At 67.3% G+C, this 25,158-nt stretch carries 22 protein-coding genes and 1 pseudogene; 14 read left to right on the top strand and 9 right to left on the bottom strand.

Annotated elements, in window-relative coordinates; genetic code table 11:
* Positions 1 to 92: 92 nt before the first annotated feature.
* From OX89_RS10625 to OX89_RS10600, 6 genes are all read left to right on the top strand, one after another.
* On the top strand, positions 93 to 380 hold the full coding sequence (locus OX89_RS10625; RefSeq protein ID WP_047350594.1) for a hypothetical protein: 288 nt from the start codon (positions 93 to 95) through the stop codon (positions 378 to 380).
* Positions 381 to 424: 44 nt separating this feature from the next.
* Positions 425 to 1,183, top strand: coding sequence for a pseudouridine synthase (locus tag OX89_RS10620; protein WP_234305551.1), 759 nt, complete (start codon positions 425 to 427; stop codon positions 1,181 to 1,183).
* A 200-nt stretch (positions 1,184 to 1,383) separates the two neighbouring features.
* Entirely contained in the window at positions 1,384 to 1,953 is a 570-nt protein-coding gene (locus OX89_RS10615) for an MgtC/SapB family protein (protein ID WP_047350593.1), read from the top strand.
* A gap of 54 nt (positions 1,954 to 2,007) precedes the next feature.
* Complete coding sequence (locus OX89_RS10610) at positions 2,008 to 2,217, top strand: hypothetical protein (protein ID WP_047350592.1); 210 nt, start codon at positions 2,008 to 2,010, stop codon at positions 2,215 to 2,217.
* A gap of 179 nt (positions 2,218 to 2,396) precedes the next feature.
* On the top strand, positions 2,397 to 4,388 hold the full coding sequence (locus OX89_RS10605) for a hypothetical protein (RefSeq protein WP_157497422.1): 1,992 nt from the start codon (positions 2,397 to 2,399) through the stop codon (positions 4,386 to 4,388).
* 85 nt (positions 4,389 to 4,473) lie between these two features.
* Positions 4,474 to 4,947: an OsmC family protein gene (locus OX89_RS10600; protein WP_047350591.1), complete on the top strand. Its 474-nt coding sequence runs from the start codon at positions 4,474 to 4,476 to the stop codon at positions 4,945 to 4,947.
* Between the two features lie 43 nt (positions 4,948 to 4,990).
* On the opposite strand, the gene ylqF is transcribed toward OX89_RS10600, so the two are convergent.
* The gene (ylqF, locus tag OX89_RS10595; RefSeq protein WP_011805709.1) at positions 4,991 to 5,950 is read right to left on the bottom strand and encodes a ribosome biogenesis GTPase YlqF; all 960 of its coding nucleotides are present in this window, start codon (positions 5,948 to 5,950) and stop codon (positions 4,991 to 4,993) included.
* 56 nt (positions 5,951 to 6,006) lie between these two features.
* On the opposite strand from ylqF, the gene OX89_RS10590 reads away from it, so the two are divergent.
* Both OX89_RS10590 and OX89_RS10585 read left to right on the top strand, forming a co-directional pair.
* Complete coding sequence (locus OX89_RS10590) at positions 6,007 to 6,228, top strand: hypothetical protein (RefSeq protein WP_047350590.1); 222 nt, start codon at positions 6,007 to 6,009, stop codon at positions 6,226 to 6,228.
* Positions 6,229 to 6,243: 15 nt separating this feature from the next.
* The gene (locus tag OX89_RS10585) at positions 6,244 to 6,453 is read left to right on the top strand and encodes an oxidoreductase-like domain-containing protein (protein ID WP_011805711.1); all 210 of its coding nucleotides are present in this window, start codon (positions 6,244 to 6,246) and stop codon (positions 6,451 to 6,453) included.
* A 72-nt stretch (positions 6,454 to 6,525) separates the two neighbouring features.
* Here OX89_RS10585 and arsA read toward each other — a convergent pair whose 3' ends face one another.
* Positions 6,526 to 8,286 (bottom strand): arsenical pump-driving ATPase, encoded by a 1,761-nt coding sequence (gene arsA / locus OX89_RS10580; RefSeq protein ID WP_047350589.1) that lies wholly within the window; start codon positions 8,284 to 8,286, stop codon positions 6,526 to 6,528.
* Between the two features lie 113 nt (positions 8,287 to 8,399).
* On the opposite strand from arsA, the gene OX89_RS10575 reads away from it, so the two are divergent.
* The 5 genes and pseudogenes from OX89_RS10575 to OX89_RS10555 all read left to right on the top strand — a co-directional run bounded on the left by OX89_RS10575 (position 8,400) and on the right by OX89_RS10555 (position 12,023).
* Positions 8,400 to 8,723: a helix-turn-helix transcriptional regulator gene (locus OX89_RS10575; RefSeq protein ID WP_047350588.1), complete on the top strand. Its 324-nt coding sequence runs from the start codon at positions 8,400 to 8,402 to the stop codon at positions 8,721 to 8,723.
* 22 nt (positions 8,724 to 8,745) lie between these two features.
* A complete protein-coding gene (locus OX89_RS10570; protein ID WP_047350587.1) occupies positions 8,746 to 9,231 on the top strand; it encodes an ArsI/CadI family heavy metal resistance metalloenzyme in 486 nt (161 codons plus the stop codon).
* A gap of 17 nt (positions 9,232 to 9,248) precedes the next feature.
* On the top strand, positions 9,249 to 9,746 hold the full coding sequence (locus OX89_RS10565; protein ID WP_015912967.1) for an arsenate reductase ArsC: 498 nt from the start codon (positions 9,249 to 9,251) through the stop codon (positions 9,744 to 9,746).
* Position 9,747: 1 nt separating this feature from the next.
* Complete coding sequence (gene arsB / locus OX89_RS10560) at positions 9,748 to 10,830, top strand: ACR3 family arsenite efflux transporter (RefSeq protein ID WP_047350586.1); 1,083 nt, start codon at positions 9,748 to 9,750, stop codon at positions 10,828 to 10,830.
* Positions 10,831 to 10,846: 16 nt separating this feature from the next.
* A pseudogene (locus tag OX89_RS10555) lies at positions 10,847 to 12,023 on the top strand (MFS transporter).
* A gap of 46 nt (positions 12,024 to 12,069) precedes the next feature.
* Here the strand turns inward: OX89_RS10555 and OX89_RS10550 are convergent.
* Positions 12,070 to 12,987, bottom strand: coding sequence for a LysR family transcriptional regulator (locus OX89_RS10550; protein WP_047350585.1), 918 nt, complete (start codon positions 12,985 to 12,987; stop codon positions 12,070 to 12,072).
* Positions 12,988 to 13,200: 213 nt separating this feature from the next.
* On the opposite strand from OX89_RS10550, the gene OX89_RS10545 reads away from it, so the two are divergent.
* Positions 13,201 to 14,898: a thiamine pyrophosphate-binding protein gene (locus OX89_RS10545; protein WP_047350584.1), complete on the top strand. Its 1,698-nt coding sequence runs from the start codon at positions 13,201 to 13,203 to the stop codon at positions 14,896 to 14,898.
* A gap of 437 nt (positions 14,899 to 15,335) precedes the next feature.
* Here the strand turns inward: OX89_RS10545 and gshA are convergent, their stop codons facing one another.
* The 6 genes from gshA to OX89_RS10515 form a co-directional block, all read right to left on the bottom strand.
* Complete coding sequence (gene gshA / locus OX89_RS10540; RefSeq protein ID WP_047350583.1) at positions 15,336 to 16,868, bottom strand: glutamate--cysteine ligase; 1,533 nt, start codon at positions 16,866 to 16,868, stop codon at positions 15,336 to 15,338.
* Between the two features lie 172 nt (positions 16,869 to 17,040).
* Positions 17,041 to 17,952, bottom strand: a complete 912-nt coding sequence (locus OX89_RS10535; RefSeq protein ID WP_015912961.1) for an SDR family NAD(P)-dependent oxidoreductase — start codon at positions 17,950 to 17,952, stop codon at positions 17,041 to 17,043.
* 203 nt (positions 17,953 to 18,155) lie between these two features.
* Positions 18,156 to 20,672 carry a DNA ligase D gene (gene ligD, locus OX89_RS10530; RefSeq protein ID WP_047350582.1) on the bottom strand — a complete coding sequence of 839 codons (2,517 nt, stop codon included), beginning with the start codon at positions 20,670 to 20,672 and terminating at the stop codon, positions 18,156 to 18,158.
* Between the two features lie 24 nt (positions 20,673 to 20,696).
* Complete coding sequence (locus OX89_RS10525; RefSeq protein ID WP_047350581.1) at positions 20,697 to 21,740, bottom strand: Ku protein; 1,044 nt, start codon at positions 21,738 to 21,740, stop codon at positions 20,697 to 20,699.
* Between the two features lie 1,023 nt (positions 21,741 to 22,763).
* Positions 22,764 to 24,886 (bottom strand): AAA family ATPase (locus tag OX89_RS10520; RefSeq protein WP_234305550.1); only part of this gene is annotated, 2,123 nt, incomplete at its 3' end.
* Entirely contained in the window at positions 24,883 to 25,116 is a 234-nt protein-coding gene (locus tag OX89_RS10515) for a hypothetical protein (protein WP_047350580.1), read from the bottom strand. The genes OX89_RS10515 and OX89_RS10520, both read right to left, overlap by 4 nt.
* Positions 25,117 to 25,158: the final 42 nt, after the last annotated feature.

Here is a 25,158-nt window from a genome sequence, read left to right as displayed (position 1 = left end):
CCATCCAGCTATTCTGGCGCTGCTGGAGCTAAATAGATACCCCTTACAAACATCCAGTTAACACCCTACCACCACGCAACGGCCACATCACCATGGGACTTGACCAGATCGCCATCGCCCTGCTGGGTGCCACCGCCGCCTGGTTGTCGCAGGCGCGCAGAACGGCGCTGCGCCGCTGGGCCTGCATCTTCGGGCTGCTGGGGCAGCCGTTCTGGTTCTACGCCTCGTGGAAGGCCGAGCAGTGGGGCATCTTTACCGTGTCCATCATCTACATGGGCGCGTGGCTGCGCGGCCTGTGGGTGTACTGGCTCACCTCGCACCAGGACCCGCCCCATTCGGGCCTGAGTACCATCCAGCTCACCCCGGGACGCAACCCCTGACGCCCGCGCACCCTCCGCTGCGCCTGCTGTGGCAGGACGCGCACATGGTGGCCGTTTTCAAGCCGGCAGGCTGGCTGGTGCACCGCACAGGACTGGACGCGGGCGAAACGCGCTTCGTGATGCAGGCGCTGCGCGACCAGATCGGCCAGCACGTCTACCCCGTGCACCGGCTGGACAAGGGCACCTGCGGCGTGCTCGTCATGGCCCTGCACCCCGCCGCCGCGCGGGCCCTGGCCGACGCCTTCGCCCGGCATGCCGTGCGCAAGCAATACTTGGCGCTGGTACGCGGCTGGGCACCGGCGCAGGCCGAAGTGGACCACCCGCTGCGCCCCGACGACGCGCCGCCCGATGCCCCCACCCAGCCTGCCCACACGCGCCTCATGCGCCTGGCGCGGCTGGAGCTGCCCGAGTCCAGCGACCCCCGCTTTGCCACGACGCGCGCATCGCTGGTGCGGGCCGAGCCGACCACGGGGCGCCGCCACCAAATCCGCCGCCACCTCAAGCATCTGGCCCACCCCATCCTGGGCGACGCCACCCACGGCAAGGGGCCGCTCAACCGTTGGTGGGCACAGCGCCTCGGCCTGCACCGCCTGTGGCTGCATGCGTGGCAGCTCAGCCTGCCCCACCCCGCAGACGGCCGCCTGGTCACGCTGCACAGTGGATTGCAGTGGCCCGCTGCCAGAACATCCACCACCGCCAGCGCACCCCCGCAGCCAAACGCGGACGCGGCGCCGGATTGGCAGCAACGCATCTGGACCCTGCCCTGGCAGCAGGATATCGAAGATTCGCTTCCAAAAGAGTAGCTTGTAGCGCTTACCTAGCAAGCGCTACCGGCCAATTTTTATCTAACGCCCTGCAGCTTTTCGGAGNCCCGCAGGAGCGGCGGCCGCCGCTGCCCACCCCGGTCTACGCGCTTCACACTGGCGGCCATGCACCGTGCATCGCCCCACGCTTTCCTCCCCGCTTTGTCCCTTTCTCGCCTGGTCTTCAGGCCTGGCACGCCATGACCGGCTGGTGGGCTGACGCCCTGGCCGTGGCCGCCCACGAGTTCTCGGACATTGGCGACCCCCAGCAAACCACGCGGGTGGTCTTGCGCATGGGCGTGGCCGCGCTGCTGGGCGGCCTGCTGGGGTGGGAGCGCGAGCAGGCCGGCAAGGCCGCAGGCCTGCGCACCCACATGCTGGTGGCCATGGGCGCCGCGTTGTTCGTGCTCGTCGCGCAGCAGGCGGGCATTGCCCCGGCGGACAACAGCCGTGTGCTGCAAGGGGTGATCGCCGGCATCGGCTTCCTGGGTGCGGGCACCATCCTGAAGGGCGACGCGGAAGGCCAGGTCAAGGGCCTGACCACCGCGGCCGGCATCTGGCTCACGGCCGCCATCGGCGTGGCCGCGGGCCTGGGGCGTGAGAGCACGGCCATCCTGGGCACGCTGCTGGCAGTGGTGGTGCTGTGGGTGATTCCTCTGGCACAGCGCGCCGCACCGACGGACCCGGGCCAGCCTCCGGCTCGACGCAAACGCCTGCGGCGCAAAACGCGCGCTGGTCTGACAGCCGACACTCCACAGGATGGCCTGTAATGCGGTAGGGGGCACCCGTCCCCCTTTTGACCGCAACGACCCAGGAGCACGCACATGCCCCAGCAAGCCACCATCCAAGGCCACGTCACCTACCGGGAAGGAGACGGCATGCCCATTGCCATTCCGGAAGGACCGGTGGAACTCACCTTCGCCACCGACAGCGTCACGCTGAGCTGGCGCGACGACAACAACACCGCAGGCCTCACCGCCCTGCCGCGCGACCAGTACGAGCTGTATGTCACCGACGGCAAGATCGTGCTGTAGTCCCTCCCGCGTGCGGGCCCCGCTCGGCAAGGCCCCGCGCTGCCCGCCACAGCGGCAAAACCCAAGCCCAGCCATGGCCGACGCCCCTCTACCCATGGCCCTTGGGGGCCCACGGGCCGCACATTGATGGCGCAGCGGTGTCGGCGCTACCATGCGCCACACAACCGTGCGCCTTTGCCATGTCCAGCCCCTCTTCATTCGTGCCTCCGCCTGCCAGCGCGGTCAAGCCGGCTGTGTCCGAAGAGCCCGGGCTGCCGGTGGGCGACGGACTGTGCGCAGGCGATGCAATGGACGCCGCGCAACTGCGGCGGCTGCTCCAGGCGGCCCTGCCCGACAAGGGCCAGCACAAGGCAGCCGGCTGGTTCGGGCAGACGGACTTTCTGCTCACGCGCAGCCACGTGGATGAAGACCAGGACGCCTACCACGACGCCCTGTTCATCACTCTCTGGAAGCGCTGGGACTTCTGGCTCGCCCTGCCCCCTGCCGAAAATGCACCTACCCGCGCGCTGGCGCAGGCCTGGGCGCGGTTGCGCTCTGGCGTCCCGCCTCCGCCCCCCGGCGCGGACGGCCTGGTGCGCCAATACCGCGCCTACGACAGCGCCGGCCAGCCCGGCGCATGGCAACCGCTCCCCGCACAGGCCGGGGCGGGCGACGCGGCAGCCGGCGCGGTGGCCGCCTGCGGAGAGGGCTGGCGCGAGGTGCTGGCCTACTGGCGCCTGGCCGAGGGCCAGCGCCGCGCCGGCCGGCCGCTGCGCGAGCGGCTGCATGCCACGCTCACCCCCGCACGCATCGAGGCGCTGACGCTGCTGCCCGCATTCACCACCCGCTACAACACATGGAGCGACCCCGAGCGCAACGGCTGGTGGGAGGGCGACGTGTGGATCGGCGCGCGCCAGCCCGGCCAGCAGGGGGGCCATTCATGGGGGCGGGCGCTCAAGTTCAGCTGGCGCAACGGCAGCGAGCGCGCTGGCGACCCCGAGGACGACGCACATGCCTGCTACCAGATCGACTTGACGCCCGGCGATGCCTTGCCGGAGGGCACGGCCCACCCGAACGGCCTGCGCATCACCTACAGCCAGCGCCAGAGCGATCCGCGCACGCCGCTGCCCAACCACGCCGTGCAGCACATGCAGCACCTGCTGGAGCTGTTCACCACGCTGGAGCAGCGCCTGCACGCCGCCCATGCACAAGAGCAACAGGCGCTGCACACCAGCGGCTTGTCCGGCGATGCCCCGCCCCTGCCCCGCCTGCCGCCCTTCGCGCCGCACGAGGCCGACACCGAGGTGTTCGGGCCCGTCCTCATGGCGCTGTCGCACGACTGGCAGGCCCACGGCCGGGCCCACGCCGCCCGCGTGCGGGAGCACTGGCTGCGGCAGGCCGACGCCGCTGATGCCGCGGCGGCCCTGGAGCACGGCACGGAACCCGCGGCGTCATCCGCTGCGGCGGCCGCTGCCGTGGCGGCCGCAGCGGTAGGCGATGCTGTACCCGCCCGTGGTGTGGCGCCCGGTGCCGCGGCAGCCGGCACGCCCCCGGCGACCGTACCGCTGCCCGCCCCTGTGCATTTCATGCCTGCGCAGCCCACCGACCCGCGCGGCCCCCAGGCTGGCGCCGTGCTGCAACTGGCACGCGCTGTGCAAGCGCTGGCCGACGGCGACCTGTCCGCACGCTTTCACCGGCGCTTTGCCTTCGCGCCCCATGTCTATGCCCACCACGCCGCGCGCACCGGCCACGCCGTGGACGCCCTGCAGTGGCTGGAAGATGGCCGTCTGCTGGCCCGCACGGAGCCCGTGCATCCCACGCAAGCACCCGCGTGGTGGCGGATCAGTGTCGATGCGTGGGCGCTGAGCCCCACGGCCGCACCGCCAAACCTGCCTGCATCGTGCCCCGCCGCCACCGCCCATGGCCTGCGTGTGGAGGGCGACGCACAGGGCGATCTGCACGGCCTGGCCGAGGACGGTACGGCCCTCTGGCGCCACCACATCGGCGGCGCCATCCTGGCGATCGCCGCAGCGCCCGACGGCCACACCCTGGCCGTGGGCAGCGCCAGCGGCTACCTGGTGCTGCTGCGCAAGGGCAGCGGCACCGACCCGGCCCTGCTCAGCACGTCGCGCTATGCGGAGCTGCGGCGCTTCATCTTCTGGGCGGATGCATCCAGCCCGCTGGCCTGGTAGGGGCAGCGCGTGCATTGCTTCAATATCCATAGCTGCTCGCGCTTGACAGGCGGGCGCTAGAGGCATTTTTCATTCAAACACCACCATGGCCACTTACCACGCCGAAATCACCTGGACGCGCGACGCCACGCCGCAGGACTTCCTCAAGAACCGCTACAGCCGCCGCCACCTGCTGCGCTTTGACGGTGGCGCGCAGTTGGCCGGCTCCTCGTCGCCCCACGTCGTGCCGCTGCCCTGGTCCGACGCGGCCGCCGTGGACCCGGAGGAAGCCTTCGTCGCCGCGCTGTCGAGCTGCCACATGCTGTGGTTCCTCTCCATCGCCGCGCGGCAGGGTTTTTGCGTGGACGACTACCGCGACGCAGCCGAGGGCGTGATGGCCCGCAACGCCCAGGGCCGCATGGCCATGACCGTGGTCACGCTGCGCCCGGCGGTGCGCTTTGGCGGCGACCCGCAGCCCACGCACGAACAGCTGCACGCCCTGCACCATGAGGCGCATGAACAGTGCTTCATCGCCAACTCGGTCACCACCGAGGTGCGCTGCGATCCGGTGCTGGCCTAGGGCCTGTGAACTGCGCAGATCCTGCGAGCGAACCTGGCCCTGATCAGTCCTCGTCCCGCGGGGCGTTGCGCGCGCGGCGCTCGTTGCGGCGCAGCTGCTCGGCCTTGCGCGCGGCGCGTTCCTTTTCCTGCACCTCGGCGGCGGCCAGCCAGGCCTCGAACTCGGCCGGCGTCTCCAACGTCACACGGCCCAGCGCTGCGCTGCGCAGGTCGGTGAGCACGATCTCGGCGGCCTTTTGCAGGTTGAGGCGCCCGCCGCTCATCACCGCGCCGCGCTTCCTGGCAATCAGCTCCAGCAGTTCGTCGTCGTGCTTGGCGGCGATGGCCGCCGCGTCCAGCCCCAGCTTGTAGCGCGCATCCAGCAGCGGTGCGTAGTGCTGCTTGAGGTAGGCCAACAGTTCCAGCGCCACTTCTTCCTCGTCGTACGCATTGCGCCCCACGGCGCCGCTGGCGGCGAGCTTGTAGCCGCTTTCGGGCACGGTGATGCGCGGCCACAGCATGCCAGGCGTGTCCCACAGGTAAAAGTCATCGTCCAGCACGATGCGTTGCTCCTGCTTGGTCACGCCGGCCTCGTCGCCCGTCTTGGCTTCGCGCTTGGCGGACAGGGTGTTGATCAGCGTGGACTTGCCCACATTGGGAATGCCGCAGATCAGTACCCGCATGGGCTTGGAGAGGCCGCGCCGGTTGGGCGCAAGCTGCCGGCACGCGTCGATGAGCCGACGCGCGGGCGCGGCGTCGGACGCATCCAGCGCAATCGCGCTCGTGCCGGGCCGCGCGTTGTACCAGGCCAGCCACGCCGGCGTGCGCGCCGGGTCGGCCACGTCCTGCTTGTTGAGCACCTTCAGCGCAGGCTTATGGCCCGTCAGCTCGGCCAGTAGCGGATTGCTGCTGGAGCCCGGCAAGCGCGCGTCCAGCAGCTCGATCACCACATCGATGTCCTTGATGCGCTCGCCGATCGCCTTGCGCGTCAGGTGCATGTGACCGGGAAACCACTGGATGGCCATGGACTGTGTACTTTCACGAATGGGGGCTTGCGAAGCCGCCAAGGATAATCGCCGCCATGCCCTCTTTCTCCCAGCGCAAACAAGATTCCGAGCTGCTGCTCAAGGGCGCGGTGTGCGCGCTCATTGGCGTGATCATCCTGCTGGCCCCCTACATTGCCCGCTCGCCCGCCGTGCGCGAGATGATGGCCCAGGGCCACGTCGTGGGGTGGTTCGCGCTGGTGCTGGGCTGCGCCTTCCTGGCGCGCTATGGCCTGATCCGTTGGCGCGGGCGCCGGTAAGGCCCCGTCACCTTCATGCTGCAAGCCACCCGCCAGCGCTTCGCCGCCCTGCAGGCGCAGGCCGCCCACGCCGGTGTAGCGCTGCGCCCACCGCCGCCTGAGCCCACCACCTGCTGCGGCCGCGGGTGCAACGGGTGCGTGTGGGAGGGCTTTTATGCGGCCGCGCAGTGGTGGTGCGAAGATGCGCAGGGCGCGCTGGCGCAACCCGGCGGGGGCCCCTCCTGACGCTGCACCGGTGCTGAATGTGTGCCGCGGCCCGCGAGGCTCTTGCATGCCAGGAAGGGCCGCCTCTGCAGCTCAAGGCTCCAGCAGATCCCCCAGCGCCTTTGCGCCCACGGGCGGTGTCGCCGCCCAGGGAATGAGATAGAACCGGCCTTGCGCCAATGCTTGAACCCGCTCCATCTGCCGCCTCTCGCTGTTCAACCGGGCCTGAAGAAGGGGATCGCGGGTGTTGCTGGCCAACAGTGACTTGTTGACCACCCAGGCAAAGGTGCCGATCCGGGCCCGCTGCAGGTCTTCCTTCAGCGCGGCGGCCTGCGACACCGGGGTGGCCTCGGGCAGCGTCACCAGAATGATCTTGGTGTAGTCAGGGTCCTGTAGCCGCATCAAGGGGGTGGTGATGCGCCCCGACGCCTTGCCTTCGAACTCCCGCACCATCTGGCGGTGGTAGGCGCCCGTGGCATCCATGAGCAGCAGCGAGTGGCCCGTGGGCGCGGTGTCGAGCACCACGAACGCACTGCGGGCCTGAGACACCACATGCGAGAACGCATGGAAGACCGCCACTTCCTCCGTGCATGGAGAACGCAGATCTTCCATCAACAGGTCCTTCTCCGCCGGGGTCATGCCGGCCGACTTGGCGGCAACGACCTTGTCCACGTATTTCTGGGTCTCTGCTTTGGGGTCAATGCGCCCGACGGTCAGGCCCGGGACCTCGCCGTCGAGCGTCACCGCCAAATGGGCGGCGGGGTCCGTGGTGCTCAAGTGCACGGACTTGCCGAGCTTGACCAGTCCCAGGGCGATCGCGGCGGCAATGGTGGTCTTGCCCACGCCGCCCTTGCCCATCACCATGATCAATCCACGCTCACCCCGCGCCAGCTCCGCCACCAGCGCGGACAGTTTCTGGTGCGCGAAGTCGGGCGCGTCCAGGACTGCCGCAGGCACCTCGGTCGGTGATGGCGACAGCAGCGCCCGCAGCGCCTGCAGCCCCACGGAATCGACGGGCCGCATGGGAATCACGTCAGCCGCCAGACGTTTCAGCGCCTGCGGCATCTCCTGCATGGCCTCCTGTCCCAGAGCCTCGATGGCCAGGGCGACGGCATCGCCGGGGTCTTGCGCCTTGAAAACCGCGTTGATCACCAGGCGCTGGTGGGAAAGGCCCAACTCACGCAGTTCGTCTGAAGACCTGGCGGCTTCGTTGAGCGCTCCCGCCTCAGGCCGCGCCACCAGAACAATGGTGGTGAGCGAAGCGTCGTTCAGGGATGCCAGCGCCCGGTTGAAAAGCTGCTCCTGCATCTTCAACCCCGAATGCGGCCCCAGGCAGGATGCTCCGCGGTCATTGCCCTTGAGGAACCCGCTCCATGCCTTGGGCAGGCTGAGAAGCCTCAAGGTATGGCCCGTGGGGGCGGTATCGAACACGACATGGTCGAAATCCCGCCCTCCTTCCGACAGAAGTTGAGAGAACTCATCGAAGGTGGCGATCTCGGTGGTGCAGGCACCCGAGAGTTGCTCGCGCACGAGGTCCACCTCCTCAGCCGTAGCCTGCGTGCCCATTTGTTCAATGACACGGGCTCGGTAGTTCTGCGACGCGGCTTCCGGATCGATGTTCAGGACCATCAGACCCGGAACCCCCGGCACAGGAACCGGATGGTTGCGCAGCGCAATGCCGAGCATTTCATCAAGGTTCGACGCCGCGTCGGTACTGACCAATAGAACCTTCTTGCCCGCGTCTGCCAAGGCGATGGAAACCGCTGTGGATACCGAGGTCTTGCCGACACCACCCTTGCCGGTGAAGAACAGGTACCTGGTGGGCGCGTCCAGAAGGGTGAAGTGAGATGGCATAAGCGTTCGTGGTCAATGCACCGAATGGGCGGGGATAAGGGATTGCCTCAGGCATGCGTCATGTTGCACCGAAGAAATTTACAATAATTCCAATATCGTTGTATAGTTGTTTTATGCAAGAAATCGATGTCATCCGCTCCCTCGCAGCGTTGGCCCAAGAAGTACGCCTGCGGGTGTTTCGCGCACTGGTCGTGGCTGGCGCAGAGGGACTCACACCGGGCTCGTTGTGCGAGCAACTGGCGGTGGCACCCAACACCCTGTCCTTTCACCTCAAGGAGCTCGTGCACTCCGGCCTCGTCAGCCAGGAGCGTCAGGGGCGCAACCTGATCTACCGGGCCTCCTTCGACACGATGGACGATCTGCTCGGCTACCTCACCGAGAACTGCTGCCAGGGCGCGTCCTGCCTGGCGGAGGCAGCAAAGAGCTGCGACTGCTGACCCACTTTTGAAGGAGAACCCCATGAAGCGATTCCATGTCCACCTGCATGTGGAAGACCTGGCCCAGAGCATCCGTTTTTACTCCCAGCTCTTCGCGGCCGAGCCCGCTCGCGTGGAGGCCGATTACGCGAAGTGGATGCTCGACGATCCGCGGGTCAACTTCGCGATCTCCACGCGGGGCACCTCCCCAGGCCTGGATCACCTGGGCTTTCAGGTGGACGACGCGGCCGAACTGTCAGAACTGAAGGCCAGGGCCGCATCGGCCGACATGGCCCTGCTCGACGAAGGCGCCACCACCTGCTGCTATGCGCGCAGCGAGAAGCACTGGGTTACCGACCCGCAGGGCATCGCGTGGGAGCACTTTCACACGCTCGGCGACATTCCCATGTTCAACGAGTCCAGCCCAACGGCTGCCGCCGGCGCGTGCTGCACGCCAAAGGAGCCTGCGGCCACGGCATCCAAGACGCCCTGCTGCGGGCCCGCCACGTCCTCATCCACCTGCTGCTGATGCGCTGAAGGTTCTTCATGACAACGCCCTTGAACGTTCTTTTTCTCTGCACGCACAACTCCGCGCGCAGCATCCTGGCCGAGGCCTTGCTCAACGCCATGGCGGGCGGCCGCTTCAAGGCCTGGTCTGCCGGCAGCAGCCCGCGCGACAACCAGCAGCCGCATCCCCTGGGTCTGCAAGTCCTGCAAAAGGCAGGCGTCTCCACCGAGGGCTTGCGCAGCAAGAGCTGGGATGAGTTTGCCGCCCCAGGCGCGCCCACGATGGATCTGATCATCACCGTGTGCGACAACGCCGCGGGAGAGGTCTGCCCGATCTGGCCGGGGCACCCCGCAACGGCGCACTGGGGCTTCGCCGATCCTTCCGAAGGCGACGCGCCTGACTCAGAAAAGCTGGAAGCCTTCCGCCAGACGCTGCACCTGATCAAGCGCCGCTTGGACCTGCTGATCAACCTGCCCGCCGACAAGCTGGAGAAAGCGGTATTGCAGACCAGCGCCCGCGAACTCGCAGGGAAATGACATGAGTGCCCAGTGCGAAACCACCGCCCAACGCGCGGCAGGCGCTCCCATGAGCGTGTTCGAGCGCTATCTCACCGTGTGGGTGCTGCTGTGCATCGTGGTAGGCATCGGGCTGGGCCAGGCGTTTCCCGGCGCGGCGCGGACCATTGGGTCGTGGGAAGTGGCGCGTGTGAACCTGCCGGTGGGGCTGCTCATCTGGGTGATGATCATCCCGATGCTGCTCAAGGTGGACTTCTCCGCCCTGGGCGAGGTGCGGCACCACGTGCGCGGCATCGGGGTCACGCTGTTCGTGAACTGGCTGGTCAAGCCATTCTCCATGGCCTTCCTGGGGTGGCTGTTCATCCGCCAGTGGTTTGCCCCCTACCTGCCAGCGGACCAACTCGACAGCTACATCGCCGGCCTGATCCTGCTGGCCGCCGCCCCCTGCACGGCCATGGTGTTCGTATGGAGCCGCCTGACCGGCGGCGACCCCCTGTTCACGCTGTCCCAGGTCGCGTTGAACGACAGCATCATGATCGTGGCGTTCGCGCCGCTGGTGGCCTTCCTGCTCGGCCTGTCGGCCATCACGGTGCCATGGGACACCCTGCTCACCTCGGTGGTGCTGTACATCGTCATTCCGGTGGTGCTGGCCCAATGGTGGCGGCGCGCCTTGCTGGCACGGGGGCAGGCCGCGTTCGACGCGGCACTCCAGCGCATCGGGCCGTGGTCCATTGCGGCGCTGCTGCTCACGCTGGTGCTGCTGTTCGCCTTCCAGGGCGAGGCCATCCTGCGCCAGCCACTGATCATCGCACTGCTGGCCGTGCCCATCCTGATCCAGGTGTTCTTCAACTCGGCGCTGGCCTACTGGCTCAACCGCGCGGCGGGCGAGAAGCACGCGGTCGCCTGCCCGTCCGCCCTGATTGGCGCATCCAACTTCTTTGAACTGGCCGTGGCCACCGCCATCAGCCTGTTTGGCTTCGAGTCGGGCGCGGCACTGGCCACGGTGGTGGGCGTGCTCATCGAAGTGCCGGTGATGCTGCTGGTCGTCAAAGTCGTGAATTCATCCAAGGGCTGGTACGACGCGGGTGCAAAGCGTGCAGCGTAGAACCACCACCACGCTGATGCTGGGCGTGGCCCAGACACTGGCGTGGGCGTCGTCGTACTACCTGCCGGCCGTGGTGGCCGCGCCGATGGGGCGAGACGTCGGCATGTCTTCGTCGGCGGTGTTTGGGGCGTTCTCGATGGCGCTGCTGGTTGCCGCAGCAACCGGCCCCCGGGGCGGGGCGCGCCATTGACCGGGCTGGTGGGCGGCCAGTGCTGATCGTCAGCAACCTGGTGTTTGCCGCAGGGCTCGCGGCGCTCAGCCTGGCCTCACAGCCCGCCCATGTCTTTGCTGCCTGGGCCCTGATGGGCCTGGCCATGGGCAGCGGCCTCTACGAGGCCGCGTTCGCCACCGTGGTCCGCCTGCATGGCCAGGACGCCCGGCGGGCGATCACCGGCATCACCTTGCTGGCAGGCTTTGCAAGCACGATCGGCTGGCCATTGACGGCCTCCCTGGAGTCGGCGTTCGGCTGGCGGCAGGCCTGCCTGACATGGGCGGCGCTGCATCTGCTCATCGGCCTGCCGCTGAACGCGATGCTGCCCACGGCCGCGCCGGCCGCTTCGGCCGGTGCGCAGGCCGCTGCGGCAGGGAGCCCTCATGCACAGGCAGCGGCAAGCCCGGCACCGGCCCGGCGGCGTGCGGCCGTGCTCATGGCCTGCGTGTTTGCCATTGCGTGGTTCAACAGCACCGCGATGGCGGCGCATCTGCCGCAGGTCCTGCAGGCTTCGGGCGTGGCCTTGGCTGGCGCGATCGGCATTGCGGCGCTGGTGGGGCCGGCCCAGGTCGCGGGGCGATGGGTCGAATTCACCGTGCTCAAGCGGTCGCATCCGCTGTTGTCGGCGCGGCTGGCCACGCTGGCGCATCCGCTGGGCGTCGTACTGCTGATGCTGCTGGGCAGCCACGCGGCGCCCGCGTTCGCCGTACTGCACGGGCTCGGCAACGGCATCCTGACCATTGCCATCGGCACCCTGCCGCTGCTGATCTTCGGCGCACAAGGCTATGGGCAGCGGCAGGGGTTCCTGATGGTGCCCGCGCGCATCGTGCAGGCCGGGGCGCCATTCCTGTTCGGGTTGGCCGTGGAGCGCTGGGGCGGCGCGGCGCTCTGGCTCTCCGCCACACTGGCGGTCCTGGCGTTTTTGGCACTGGCCGCCCTGGCCGCCCTGGCCGCAGGCATGAACCGGTCCGGCGACGCTTGACCGCTATTGCCAGGGAAGGTGTCCGCCCGCAATGCGCACCATGCGCTCATCCACCAACGCGGCCCAGCTCCCGCTGGCCCGCCACCTCCCGCAGCCACGCCCTGAAGGCCTTCACCCCCGCCGACTCTGCCCGCGCCAGCGGCACCACGAGGTAGTACGCATCGCTGCTGGTCAGCACGCCACCGGGCAGCTCCACCAGCGCGCCGCTCGCCAACTCCTCCTCCATCAGAAACCGCGGCAGCAGGGCCACGCCCAGGCCGGAGATGGCGGCCTGGGCGATCATGGCGAACTGCTCGAAGCGCGGGCCGCGCAGGGCCTGGGGCGCGGGCACGCCCTCCTGCTCGAACCAGTCGGCCCACAGCATGGGGCGCGTGGTCTGGTGCAGCAGGGTCAGGCCGGCCACGTCGGCAGGGGTCTCGATGCGGTGGCGGGTGCGCAGCGCGGGGCTGCACACCGGCACCACTTCTTCGTGCATCAGGTAGTCGCACACGGCGCCGGCCCAGTGGGGCGCACCGTAGTGGATAGCGGCATCGAACGGCTCCTGGGCGAAGTCAAAAGGCTCGCCACGGGCAGAAAGATTCACCGTCAGCTCCGGGTGCAGCGCGGCAAACGCAGGCAGGCGCGGCACCAGCCAGCGCGCGCCCAACGTGGGCAGCACCGCCAGGTGCAGGAGTCCGCCGCCATCGGCCAGGGCCATGGCCTTCTGCGTGGCGGCACCGAGCTGCTGCAGCACGGCGCGTACGTCGGCGGCGTAAAGGCGCCCCGCATCCGTCAACACCACGCGCTGGCGCACCCGGGTGAACAGGGCCTGACCGAGCTGTGCCTCCAGTTGGCGCACCTGGCGCGAGACGGCGCTTTGCGTGAGGTGCAGCTCCTCCGCCGCACGTGAGATGCTGGCGTGGCGCGCGGCGGCCTCGAAGGCGAGCAGGTCGGCCAGGGGCGGCAGGAAAAGTTTGCGAAACATGGCGTTAATTCATGCAATCAAAGAATGAACCCGACCAAGGCTTGTGGTAACGCATAAGGCGTCAGCGCTTGATCCATAAGCGCTGGCGGCAGGCAGGGCTGGGACGGGATATTGCCACTTGATGCGATTTAAGCAACAAGTCGTTCCGCTTTTTTGCTATGCAAGCGCGCATGGCTGGGCGATATTTGCAGCTTCGCCTTCTCTTGGACCTCCATGCCGCACACCGCTACCTCCACCGCCGCATCCCGCACGGGCGGGCAGATCCTCGTCCAGCAGCTCATCGTGCACGGCGTGCAGCAGCTCTTTTGCGTGCCGGGCGAGAGCTACCTGGCCGTGCTGGACGCCCTGCACGACGCCAACATCGCCGTCACCGTGTGCCGCCAGGAGGGCGGCGCGGCCATGATGGCCGAGGCGCAGGGCAAGCTGACCGGCCGCCCGGGCATCTGCTTCGTGACGCGCGGGCCGGGGGTCACCAACGCATCGGCGGGCATCCACATCGCGCACCAGGATTCGACGCCGTTGATCGTCTTCGTAGGCCAGGTGGCGCGCGGTGCGCTGGGGCGCGAGGCGTTCCAGGAGCTGGACTACGGCGCCGTGTTCGGCACCATGGCCAAGTGGGTGGTGCAGATCGACGATGCGCGGCGCGTGCCGGAGCTGGTCTCGCGCGCATTCCACGTCGCCACCTCGGGCCGCCCCGGCCCCGTGGTGGTGGCCCTGCCCGAGGACATGCTGACCGATGCCGTGCAGGTGGCCGATGCCCTGCCCTACTCCGTGCCCGAGACCTACCCCGGCGCGCCCGCACTGCAGGCACTGGCGGCGCGGCTGCAGGCGGCCGAGCGGCCGGTGGTCATCGTGGGCGGCAGCCGCTGGTCCGACCAGGCGGTGCGCGACATGCAGGCCTTTGCCAGCGCCTGGCGGCTGCCGGTGTATTGCTCGTTCCGCCGGCAGATGCTGTTCCCGGCCAACCACGCCAGCTACGCGGGCGACCTGGGCCTGGGCGTCAACCCCCAGCTGCTGGCGCGCATCCGCGCGAGCGACCTGGTGCTGGTGCTGGGCGGGCGGCTGTCGGAGATCCCCTCGCAGGGCTACGAGCTGTTCGACATTCCCGTGCCGGCGCAGCCGCTGGTGCATGTGCATGCCGACGCCGACGAGCTCGGCCGGCTCTACCGCCCGGTGCAGGCCATCCACGCCACGCCGCAGGCCATGGCCGCCGCCCTGGCCAGCCTGCGCCCCGCGGCCGAGCCGCGCTGGACCGCGCACACCGAGGCTGCGCGCGCCGAGTACCTGGCCTGGAGCGACCCGGCGCCCATCCGCATCCCCGGCAAGCTGCAGATGGGCGAGGTGATGCAGCACCTGCGCGCGGTGCTGCCCGCCGACACCATCTTCTGCAACGGCGCGGGCAACTTCGCCACCTGGGTGCACCGCTTCTGGCCGTTCACCACCTATGCGAGCCAACTGGCCCCCACCAGCGGCTCGATGGGCTACGGCCTGCCGGCCGGCGTGGGCGCCAAGCGCCTGTGGCGCGAGCGCGAGGTGGTGGTGTTTGCGGGCGACGGCGACTTTCTGATGCATGGCCAGGAGTTCGCCACCGCCGTGCAGTACGGCCTGCCGCTGATAGTGGTGCTGTTGGACAACGCCATGTACGGCACCATCCGCATGCACCAGGAGCGCGAGTACCCCGGGCGCATTAGCGCCACACAGCTCAAGAACCCCGATTTCAAGGCCTATGCCCAGGCCTTCGGCGGGCACGGCGAGCGCGTGGAGCGCACCGAAGACTTCGCCCCGGCACTGGCACGCGCACGGGCGAGCGGGCTGCCCAGCGTGCTGCACTGCCTGATCGATCCGCAGGCGATCACACCCACGGGAACGCTGGATGGCATCCGGTCGGCGGCGATGGCGCGCAAGGGGTGATCTGAAGGGCTAGGGCCTGTTCACACTATTTTTGCCAGATGCGTTGCGATCAAAAAGGGCCAGGCGCAAGGCGCCAAACGAAGCTGGGGTGCTACCCCAGCGAGGCTTGGCAACGCCGCGAATGGCCCTTTTTGATCGCAACCCGGAGGGAACGGAGTGAGAACCGCGCCATTCGTCGTTGCCCTCCTAGCCAAGGCCCCGGCCTTGGCGTCGTCACGCGCCTAGATTGGCGCGGTTTTCACGCCATTCGCACTGGCAAAAATAGTGTGAACAGGCCCTAAATGGGGCTCTGCGCTTGTGGGGCAAGCGCGGACAGCTATCGTTTCTGAGTTTTTTCTGCTGAATGCTTGGGTGCCGACCGGGTTATGCGCCCCCGCGCAGCAACATCAAAAAGAATAGCTGGCGGCGCTTACGCCATAAGCGCTGCCCTCAAAAAACTACCCCAACTGCTCGACCGCCATGAACCGCTCGCGCCACGCCTCGAACGGCAGGTCATCTGCCACTTCAATGGCCCGCTGCTCCTCCAGCGACCGCTCGGCCAGCGCCTGGTAGCGCGCCTGCTGCGACTCGCTCCAGGGCTGTCCCATCAGGATGTCCCGCGCCGACTGGGAATGCGCAAGTGCGAAGGCGATGAAGTCGTTGTCATGCTGCTGTTGCAGCTCGGCCAGCACGCGCGCGGACGGTGTGGAGTGCGGGGCCGCCAGTGTCGCCTGGGCCGCCGTCAGCGCGTGCGCATAAGCCTCGCCGCCGTGGGCGGCATCCAGCGTGGCGGCAATGGGCGCGCATTCGGCCAGCACCTCGGCGGCCCAATCGGTCAGCAGCACACGCTGGCCGCGGCGCATGAGCTGCAGGCCGGCCTCGCGCCCGCGCTCGGCCGCCAGGTGCTGGTTGTTCTTGAGTTCGGCGATCTCGGCCGGCGTGTCGGGCGGGCTGTCCGACAGCAGGCAGTGCAGCAAAAACACGTCCAGCAGGCGCATGGTGTCGGCGGTGATGCCCACGGGCACGAACGGGTCCAGGTCCATCAGGCGCACCTCGACATACTCCACGCCGCGCTCGCGCAGCGCGTGCAGCGGGCGCTCGCCGCTGTGGACGGTGCGCTTGGGCCGGATGGTGCCGTAGAACTCGTTCTCGATCTGCAGCAGGCTGGTGCCCAGCTGGTTGTAGTCGCCGCCGGGGTTGCGCACGCCAATCGCCTCGTAGGCCGGATAAGGCCGCGTGAGCGCCTCGTGCAGCGAATCGGCATAGCCCTGCAGGCCGTTGTAGCTGACGGCCAGCGTGGCCTGGGCGTCGCTCTGGTAGCCCAGGCGCCCCATGCGCAGCGAAGTGGCATGCGGCAGGTACAGCGCGCGCTTGCCGTCGCCCAGCGGCTGCAGGCTGTGTTGTCGCCCTTCGACGAAGCACGGGCACAGCGCAGGCGATGCACCAAACAGGTACAGAAGCACGAACGCGTGCCGGCGGAAGTTGCGGATCAGCGCAAAGTACTCGTCGCTGCCCACGCCGGGCAGCGACCAGTTGTAATGAATGCCCGAGATGGTCTGCATGCGCCGGCCGTAGCGGTGGCCCAGGCCCATGCGGTACACGCTCTTGGCACGCCCCGGGTTGGACGAGCCATAGCGCGCCAGCGGAATGGTCTCGTCCGTAGGCAACATGCAGGGCATGCTGGACACCCAGAGCATCTCGCCGCCCGGCTGCTGCTGGAGCACGCGGTGCACGAACTGGTGGATCTCGGTCAGTTCATCCTGGCATTCCTGCACCGTGCGGTGGGCACCGGTGATGAGCTCGATCTGCGATTCGCTGTAGTCCGTGGTGATGCAGGGGTGCGTGAGGGCCGAGCCCAGCGCCACCGGATGGGGTGTGAGCGCCAGGGCGCCCGTGGGCAGCACGCGCAGCCCCTCCTTCTCGATGCCGCGGCGCATGCCTGCCAACCGGTCGGCGGACAGGGCTGCGATTCGCTGTGGGAGTGTGCTCATGGTGGTGGTTGTTCCATCTTTTTTGATGTGGGGCCGAAACTTAGCACGCCGCGCTGCGGCCTGCCCGCGCCCACATCAAGCGCCGGCCTGACACCGGGGAACTGCCGCCGGCCTCTGCACGGTCGCTCTTGGTACCGTAGCAGCGGGGCAGCACCGCCCCGGACAGGCCGTGTCAGCGGTGCGCAGCCAGGGCCTGCGCCACCTCGTTCGTCCCCTGTGCGGCGCCGCTTTGCGGTACCTGCTCACCCGCTCCGCGGGCCGTCACCTCGGCCAGGCGCGCGGCCAATTGCTCCGGCACATCGGCACCTTGTCCCAGGTGGATGCCCTGGGTGAGCGTAATGTGCGCGGCCTCGAATGTGCCCGCGCCTGCACACAGAATGGTGCGCGTGGGCGCGCTCTCATGCGCCAACACCAGCATGGCGGGTACCACCGCCTCGGGCTGGAGGGCAGCCAGCACGTCCTCGGGCATCAGGCCCTCGGTCATGCGGGTGGCGGCCGTGGGTGCCAAGGCGTTCACATGGATGCCGTACTTGGCCCCTTCGATCGCCAGCGTCTGCATCAACCCCACCTGCGCCAGCTTGGCCGCGCCGTAGTTGGCCTGGCCGAAGTTGCCGTACAGGCCCGTGGAGGACGTCGTCATCACGATGCGCCCATAGTTCTGCGCCTGCATGTGCGGCCACACCGCCTTGCAGCAATGGGCCGCGCCCATGAGGTGGACCTGGACCACGAGGGCAAAGTCCGCCATGTCCATCTTGGCAAACGACTTGTCGCGCAGGATGCCGGCGTTGTTGACCAGGATGTCCACGCGACCCCACGCGTCCATGGCCTGCTGCACCATGGCCTGTACAGCCGCGAAATCGGTCACCGACGCACCGTTGGCCAGCGCCTCGCCGCCTGCGGCGCGGATCTCGTCCACCACGGCCTGCGCGGCAGACACCGAGCCGCCGCTGCCGTCCACGGCGCCGCCAAGGTCATTGACCAGCACCTTGGCGCCACGCGCTGCCAGCGCCAAAGCATGCTGACGGCCCAGGCCGCCACCTGCACCCGTCACGATGGCCACACGGCCGTGGAAATCAAGGGACATGTTGAAGTCTTTGAACGAAGGATTGCCACCAGACACGCAGGCCCGCAACCACCGGTGGCCGGGCACACGCGCAGCGAGAAGAAATAGCCCCGGCCGATGACCGGGGCGCTTCAAAGGATACAGGAAGCAACCAGGTTCAATGAGGGCCGCCTAGACCGCTTGTATGCCTTCGCCCCACCATGAGTGCTTGCAGGGCACCAGGGCTATGTGTGGCGTTTTTCCCCAAGCGCCTTGATCGCCGGCCCGATGGACACGGCAGCCTCGTCATAGCCTGACCAGGGGCCGTTGCCGGTCTTCAAGCGCCGGTCCACGGTCTGCACCGTCCAGTGGGCGCCACCCGTGAGCGCGTCCAGTTCCTGCCAGGCGACGGGCACAGACACGCCCATGCCTGGCCGCGCGCGCGCCGTCCACGCACAGGCCGTGGTGGCGCCAAAGCCATTGCGCAGGTAGTCCACAAAGATCTTTCCCACGCGGTTGCGGGGCCCGCTCTTGGCCACGAAACGCTGCGGCAGGGTGCGCGCCAGATGCTGCACCACGGCTTGGCTGAAATCTTTCACGGCATCCCAGCCGTGCAGCCGCTTGATGGGCACCACCACATGCAGCCCCTTGCCGCCGCTGGTCTTGAGGAACGATGGCAGGCCCAGCTCGGTGAGCATCAAGCGCACGAGCGCTGCGCCCTCTTGCACGTGCGCCCACGGCACGCCCTCGCCCGGATCCAAGTCGAAGGTGATGCGGTTGGGCCGCTCGATCCGGTCCTTGCGAGCATTCCAGGTGTGAAACTCGACGGTGTTCATCTGCGCGGCCGACAGCAGGCCCTGCGCCGTGGCCACTTCCAGCAGCGGCGGGTGGCCAGGATCCAGGTCGGGTGACAGCGCACTCACCCCGTCCAATGCCCCCGTGTCCAGGTGCTTTTGAAAGAAAAGCTCGCCCTCCAGACCTTGCGGCGCCCGCAGCAGGGATACCGGCCGCCCCTGCAGGTGGGGCAGCATGAGGGGCGCTACCGTGGCGTAGTACCGCACCAGATCAAGCTTGGTGAACCCCGTGGAGGGATCGACCACGCGCGCCGGGCTTGTCACCTGCAGCCCCCCCACGCGCGCGGCGCGGCTGGGCGCAGCCCCCTGCAGGTGCGCAGGCTCCTCGTGGACGATGGCGGCGGCGGGCTTGTCGTCGCGCAACCCGCGGAACACGGCGTGGCGCACCTTGCCCTCTTTCGTCCATTCGGCGAAGGAAACCTCCGCCACCAGCGTGGGCCTCACCCAATGCACCTTGCGGGGGATGGAGCGCGGCTGGGCAAACGGGCTGTCCTGGGTGCGCAAAGCGCCCAGCCGCCGGGCCAGGTCCGCGAGAACGCGCTCGCTGAAACCCGTGCCCACATTGCCGGCATAGCGCAGGGCACCGCCCTCGTCATGCACGCCCAGCAGCAGTGAACCGATCCCTGTGCGTGAGCCCTGCGGGTCGGTGTATCCGCCGATGACGAACTCTTGCCGATGGCTGCACTTGAGCTTGATCCAGTCCGTGCTGCGGCGGGAGGCATACACGCTGTCCTTGCGCTTGCCGATCACCCCTTCAAATCCCAGCCGGCAGGCCGAGGCCACCAGGTCCGCCGGCCGGGCTTCGAACGATTCGCTGAACCGCACCCGGTCTGAGGAGGCTGGTTGCAGCACACTGCGCAGCAGCGCACGCCGTTCAGCGAGGGGCATCTGCCTCAGATCGCGCCCGTGCGCATAAGGCAAATCGAAGGCATAAAAGACCAGCGCGTCGGTCGATCGCCCGTCAAACGCATTCTGCAGCGCCTGGAAGTCGGGGACACCCTGGGCGTCCAGCACCAGCACCTCGCCGTCGATCCATGCAGAGGACAGCGGCAAGGCGGCCAGCGCTTGCGCCAGGGCGGGCATCCTGGCGGTCCAGTCGTTGCCGTTACGGGTGTACAGCCGTGCCTTGCCGCGCTGAACCCGGGCCAGCATGCGATAGCCGTCGAACTTGAGCTCCCACAGCCACTGCGAAAGGTCGGCCGGCGGTCCGTCCACCAGCGTGGCGAGTTGCGGGGATAGCTGGTCAGGCAGCGGTGCCGTGGGCGCTGATGTCCACGGCACCGCCGCTGCCGTGGGAGGCTGAATCTGCGCGGGCCCGGCCCGCTGAGCGAATGCGCGCGTCGGTGGCGCAACGGGCGGCTGGTCTGCCACGGTGTCGGGCATCTCGTCGACCACGCTGAATTCCCCGGCCGCACGCTCCAGCCCGTCGCGCTCCTTGATCAGCAGCCAGGGGGGCTGCTTATCGTCGTCCCGGCCATGCATACGCACCAGGGTCCAGTGACCATGCAATTTGTGGCCGTGGATCTCGAACTTGAGCTTCCCCTTGCGGTAGCCTTCGCGCGGATTGCCCTGCGGCACCCAATAGCCGCGGTCCCAGATGATGACCCGACCCGCGCCGTATTGGCCCGGCGGGATCTGCCCTTCGAATTGGTTGTAGGAGATGGGGTGGTCTTCCACCTGCACGGCCATGCGTTTGTCCGCCGGGTCGTAACTGGGGCCCTTGGGTACGGCCCAGCTCTTCATGGTGCCGTCCAGCTCCAGGCGCAGGTCATAGTGCAGGCGGCTGGCCCAGTGCTTCTGGATCACGTACTGCAGCGCCTGCGACTGCGCTCCGCCGTCCGCGGGCTCTGGCGTCACGGCAAAGTTGCGCTTTTGCTTGTACGCCGCCAGCGGGTCTTTGCGGGGCATGGTCCGTCGCCTTGTCCGGCACCGCTATCCGTGCGCGCGGCGAGGCTTCTTGGCCGCAGCGGTCTTGGCAGGCGCCGCCTTGGCCGCCGTCTTGCGGGCCGGTGACTTTTTGGCGGCGGTGGATTTGGCCGCTGCCTTGCCCGACGGTGCAAGGCGTGTCACGGAGGCGGGCTTGTCCTTGCGCGGCGGGGTGGCCGAGGCGCCCTCCAGGCTGCGCTTGAGCAACGCGGTGAGGTCCAGCACCTCCGCCCCCGCAGCCACCGCCGGTCCTTCATCCGGCTGAGCGACATGGGCAATCTCTCCCGCAGAGGCCTTGGCCTCGACCAGCCTGTGGATCTCCTCAGAGAAGGAATTGCGGAAGCGGTCCGCGTTCCAGTCCTGTGTCATGTCATCGATGAGCTGCATGGCCATGGCCAGCTCCGCGTCCTTGATACCCGCGGCTTTCGCATCCAGCGGCGGCAGGGCCAGTTGCTCGAATGAGCGGATCTCCCCTCCCCAGCGTAGCAGGTTGAGGATCAGCGCTCGGCCGCACGGAATGAGCACGGCCAGGTGCTGCTTGGACTGGATCACCACTTTGGCCACGCCCACGCGGTTGCTCTGGCGCAGGGCCTCGCGCAGCAGTGCGTACACCTTTTCGCCACGCTTGAGGGGTGCCGTGTAATAGGGGCGCTCCAGGTAGACAAAGGGGATCTCGTCAGCGTCAAGAAACGCCTCGATCTCGATCGTCTGCGTGACCTTGGGAAAGGCGGCCGCGATTTCCTCGGGCGTCAGAATGACGTAGCGGCCTTCTTCATACTCCACACCCTTGACGATATCGGCCGTGGCGATTTCCTTGCCCGTGATTTTGTTCACACGCTTGTACCCCACCGGCTCCATCGACCGGCGGTCCAGCCAGTCAAAGTCGATGCCCGAGCTGACGGTCGCCGAGTACAAGCCCACGGGAATATGGACGAGGCCAAAGCTGATCGCCCCCTTCCAGAGGGTGCGTGTCGAGGTGGGGGCCTTGCCCTGCCCCTGCTTCGCGCCAGATGGCAGAGCGTCGCTCGCGGTCGGCTGCTTAGATCGCATGTGCAAACGCTATCCATGGCGCAGGGGCGCAGATGTAGGACAGCGGTTGCTTCTATCGTGGTGGAATCTCCAGTCATCGTGGGTCTTGGACGATGTGCGGAGGCTTCTTGCCGTCGGCCTGATGTGCGGACGCTGCCGCCCCCTCGCCGCGCCCCCGGTGCATCGCCCTGCACCAACAACTGCGCTGCCCGCACACGGACCAGCGGCTCGCGCTGCTTGTTCAGGCAGCCTGGCAGGCACCAGCACTAAGCCACACGTTCATAGGCAGCCCCGTGTGCGCCCCGTTCGGCGCAATCCACCCCCTCTTCCCCAATGCAATCCATATTCACAAAAAAAGGCTTCAACCCCTACCTAGCAAGCGCCAGCAGCTCCTATTTTTAGAGCAAAAAAACAACGCCCGGCGTTCAGACCGGGCGTTGTGCGGAAGTTGACGGGGGTCACAGGTGCAGCACCTACTGCCTCCTAGACGCCGGTAAGGGTCACTCCCACTCGATTGTTGATAGACAAGAAAACCACTTTTATATCAACATCATTTTTGAAGAAGAACAACAAGATGCCATGAAAAATACCATGCCAAGTTCTCCCGGCGCTGGGTGACGCCAAGGATTCAGGGCAACCTCGCAGCGCCCTGACGCTGCCGAAGGCTGTCCGCCCAGGCCGCCAAGGCATCAATCTCTGCCGTCAGTGCTTCTGGCCTCGGCAGAGGGCGGTTCAACGCAGCGGCGGCGCTGTGCAGCAGCTCGGAACAGCGACCAAAGCCGTCACGCATGGCCTCGCAGTCGGGAACCGTGATCGCGGTCAGCTTGACCAAGCCAGGCGTCTTCACTTCGTTGGACAGTCGCCGGATGACGTGCCCGACAGCTTCTTCAACCGCGATCTCCCACGTATCGCGCAACGTCGCGGCGATGGATTTGACGGACTTTCGCCACTCGTCTTGATTGCCTTGCTCGAAATGGTAGCGTTCACCGGCAAGCTGATTGCTCAGACTTGTGGTGATGTCACTGACCCGACGCGCTTTGAATNTTGGGCTGCGCATCGTCAGCCGCGCGATTCAACTCGAACAGGAACGCAAGGTCATGAGTGAAGACGATGACCTGGCGATGAGCGGCCTCAGCAACCAGGCGTTTAGCTACGGCCTCCCGGTGCATGTGGTCGAGCGAGGAAACGGGATCGTCAAAGACGATGCCGGACTTGTTTTCGGTAGTGGCGAGTTCGGCCATGAACGCGGCCAAGGCAACGCAGCGATGCTCGCCTTCGCTCAAGACCTGTCCCACCGCAGCCGTGGGCTTCCGTGTAAGTGTGACCTTGAAGCGAGGGATGCCCTGAACACTGTTTTGCTGTCGAAGCTCCACAGCGAGGCCAGCAATCTCGAAGCTCGCCACCTCGCGAGCAAATTGCGCGCGTAGCGCGTCCGTCACCAAAGCCTGAGCGATCTCGGTGCTCTTTGTGGTGACGCGGTTGGTAGCAGTGTCCCTCTGGGCCGCCTCAAGCCGTGCGATTTTCTTCTGGCGTTCGATTTCGGCGAGAACATCGGCTTTGATGCCACCAAGCCATTGCCGATCCACAAGCTCGGCCTTTTCGGCAAGCAAGGCGGAGCGAGCTGGAGAGCCAGCCTCCGCGGCAAGGGCGTTCGCCCGAGTCTCAATGCCCGCTGATTGATCGACCAGCGCCTGGCGCGAATATTCGGTAACGGGCACGTCAATAGCGGCGCTTGGATTCGCGTGGCGTCGCCTGATCTGGCGATGACGCCACAGGGCGCGCAGGGTCACGCCCCTGATCTCCATCGCCAAGGCATCCTGGCGCAGTTCGTCGCGGACGGTTGCCACAATGTTCGCCAGCTCGGCCAACGAAACAGCCTCACCCTTGAACGTTGCCAGCGCCCTGTCGTATGTGACGCGCGCAGCGTCGGCACGTTGCTGGCTGTCGTCGCGCACAAAAGCCTCGAAGCGATTGAGCCGATCAGCGGCGACGGGCGTCAATTCCTGCTGGCAAAGCACGCATACGCTGCCGGACTCAGTGACGGGGAAGCGCCGTTCGGGATAGGCTTCCGCGTCAGAAAATGCTCGGGCACTGGCCCATAGCGCCTGCCAAACCTCCGACCCGATCTGCGGCAACGGTTCGTCGCGGAAAAGCGCACTGGAAGCAGCTTCTGCCGCCCGGCGTGCGGCGTCACTATCAACGGCAAGGCGGCGCAGGTTATTGGCGGTATCGTCGCTGATAGAAGCCAATAGTCGATCCAGGCGCGCAATGTGCCCGTCAACCTTGGTCTTCAACGCCGCAAGCTGGCGCGCCGCGCGAGCCGGATCACCTGCCAGGTCCGCCGTGAGCTGCGCCAATCGGTCTTGCTCTGCTTGCGTGAGCGTTGCCAACGCTTCGACCGTCGCCGGCGCAGTGTTGGCGGTGAGCTTGGCCATGAGCTTGCCGACCGCTGTGTCCCGGCTGCATGCCGGCGTCCTGATCGCTTCGGGCGTTTGCGCCTTTATCTGCGCGATCTCGGCTGCCAGCTTATCCTTGACCGACTTGCAGAGCTGCGCCAGCGCACCTAGCAGCTTGAGCGGAAACGGCGTGTAAGCCACGTCATTCGTATCGTCCACGTGGACGTTCGCGGTGCGGGAATCGAACACGCTGATGCCTGAAAGCGCGGTGTCGGCAGCCTGACCAAGCTGCCAAGCGCAAGTGCGGTTCTGACCGCTGATCGCGTATTCAATCGTGGCGCTCGGCGTGCCTGGTGCAGCGTCATAGATGTCGGGAGCGATTTCCTCGGCTCGGCCTGGAATACGGGCGCGACATACCTTCTTGAGAATCCGCGCGTAGCCGGATTTTCCCGATCCGTTGTCGCCATAGATGATCGTCAAACCGACGCGATGGAGTGTCAGCCGTTGGTCGGGAGCCAGGGCGTTGACATGCCGGACTCCATGGACCTGCCGCAGATAGACTTCCCCCTGATCGCGGTTCGGGCCGCGAAGATGCCCCGCTTCCAGCGGGACCGCCGGGTTGTCACCCTTGCAGATGGAAGCCAGCTCGTCGATCTCGGCCTGCTCCAAGGCCGCTTGCGTTGCAAGCCGGCGCAGTGCGTCGCGCTGCCAGCCAGGACTATCAGCAGACCACGCAAGGATGTTGGCGAGCGCCTCTGCTTCCGTCGTCATACACCTTCGCCTCTCGGTTCGCACCCGCTACCTGTACCAGCCTTCTCCAGGTGCCTGCTCACGGCCTCGGATAGCGTTTCGCCGGGCTGCCAGCCGAACAGATCGCGGATGCTCGCCGTTCGCGCATGGCTCGGCGGCACGAACTCGTAGCCAGCGGCGGTCAACTCGGCCGCCACGTCCTCGGTGATGAAAAACGGCTCGGCCTGGTCTTCCTGATGCGGCTTCGTCATGCTGGTTCCTCCTGGCGTTCATCCTGGCAGGCGGCCAGGGCT

It is taken from the genome of Diaphorobacter sp. J5-51, assembly GCF_001023515.1.
Taxonomy (GTDB): Bacteria; Pseudomonadota; Gammaproteobacteria; order Burkholderiales; family Burkholderiaceae_C; genus Diaphorobacter; species Diaphorobacter nitroreducens.
The sequence above is the reverse complement of the archived record's forward strand: the minus strand, read 5'-3'. Positions and strand labels throughout refer to the sequence as shown.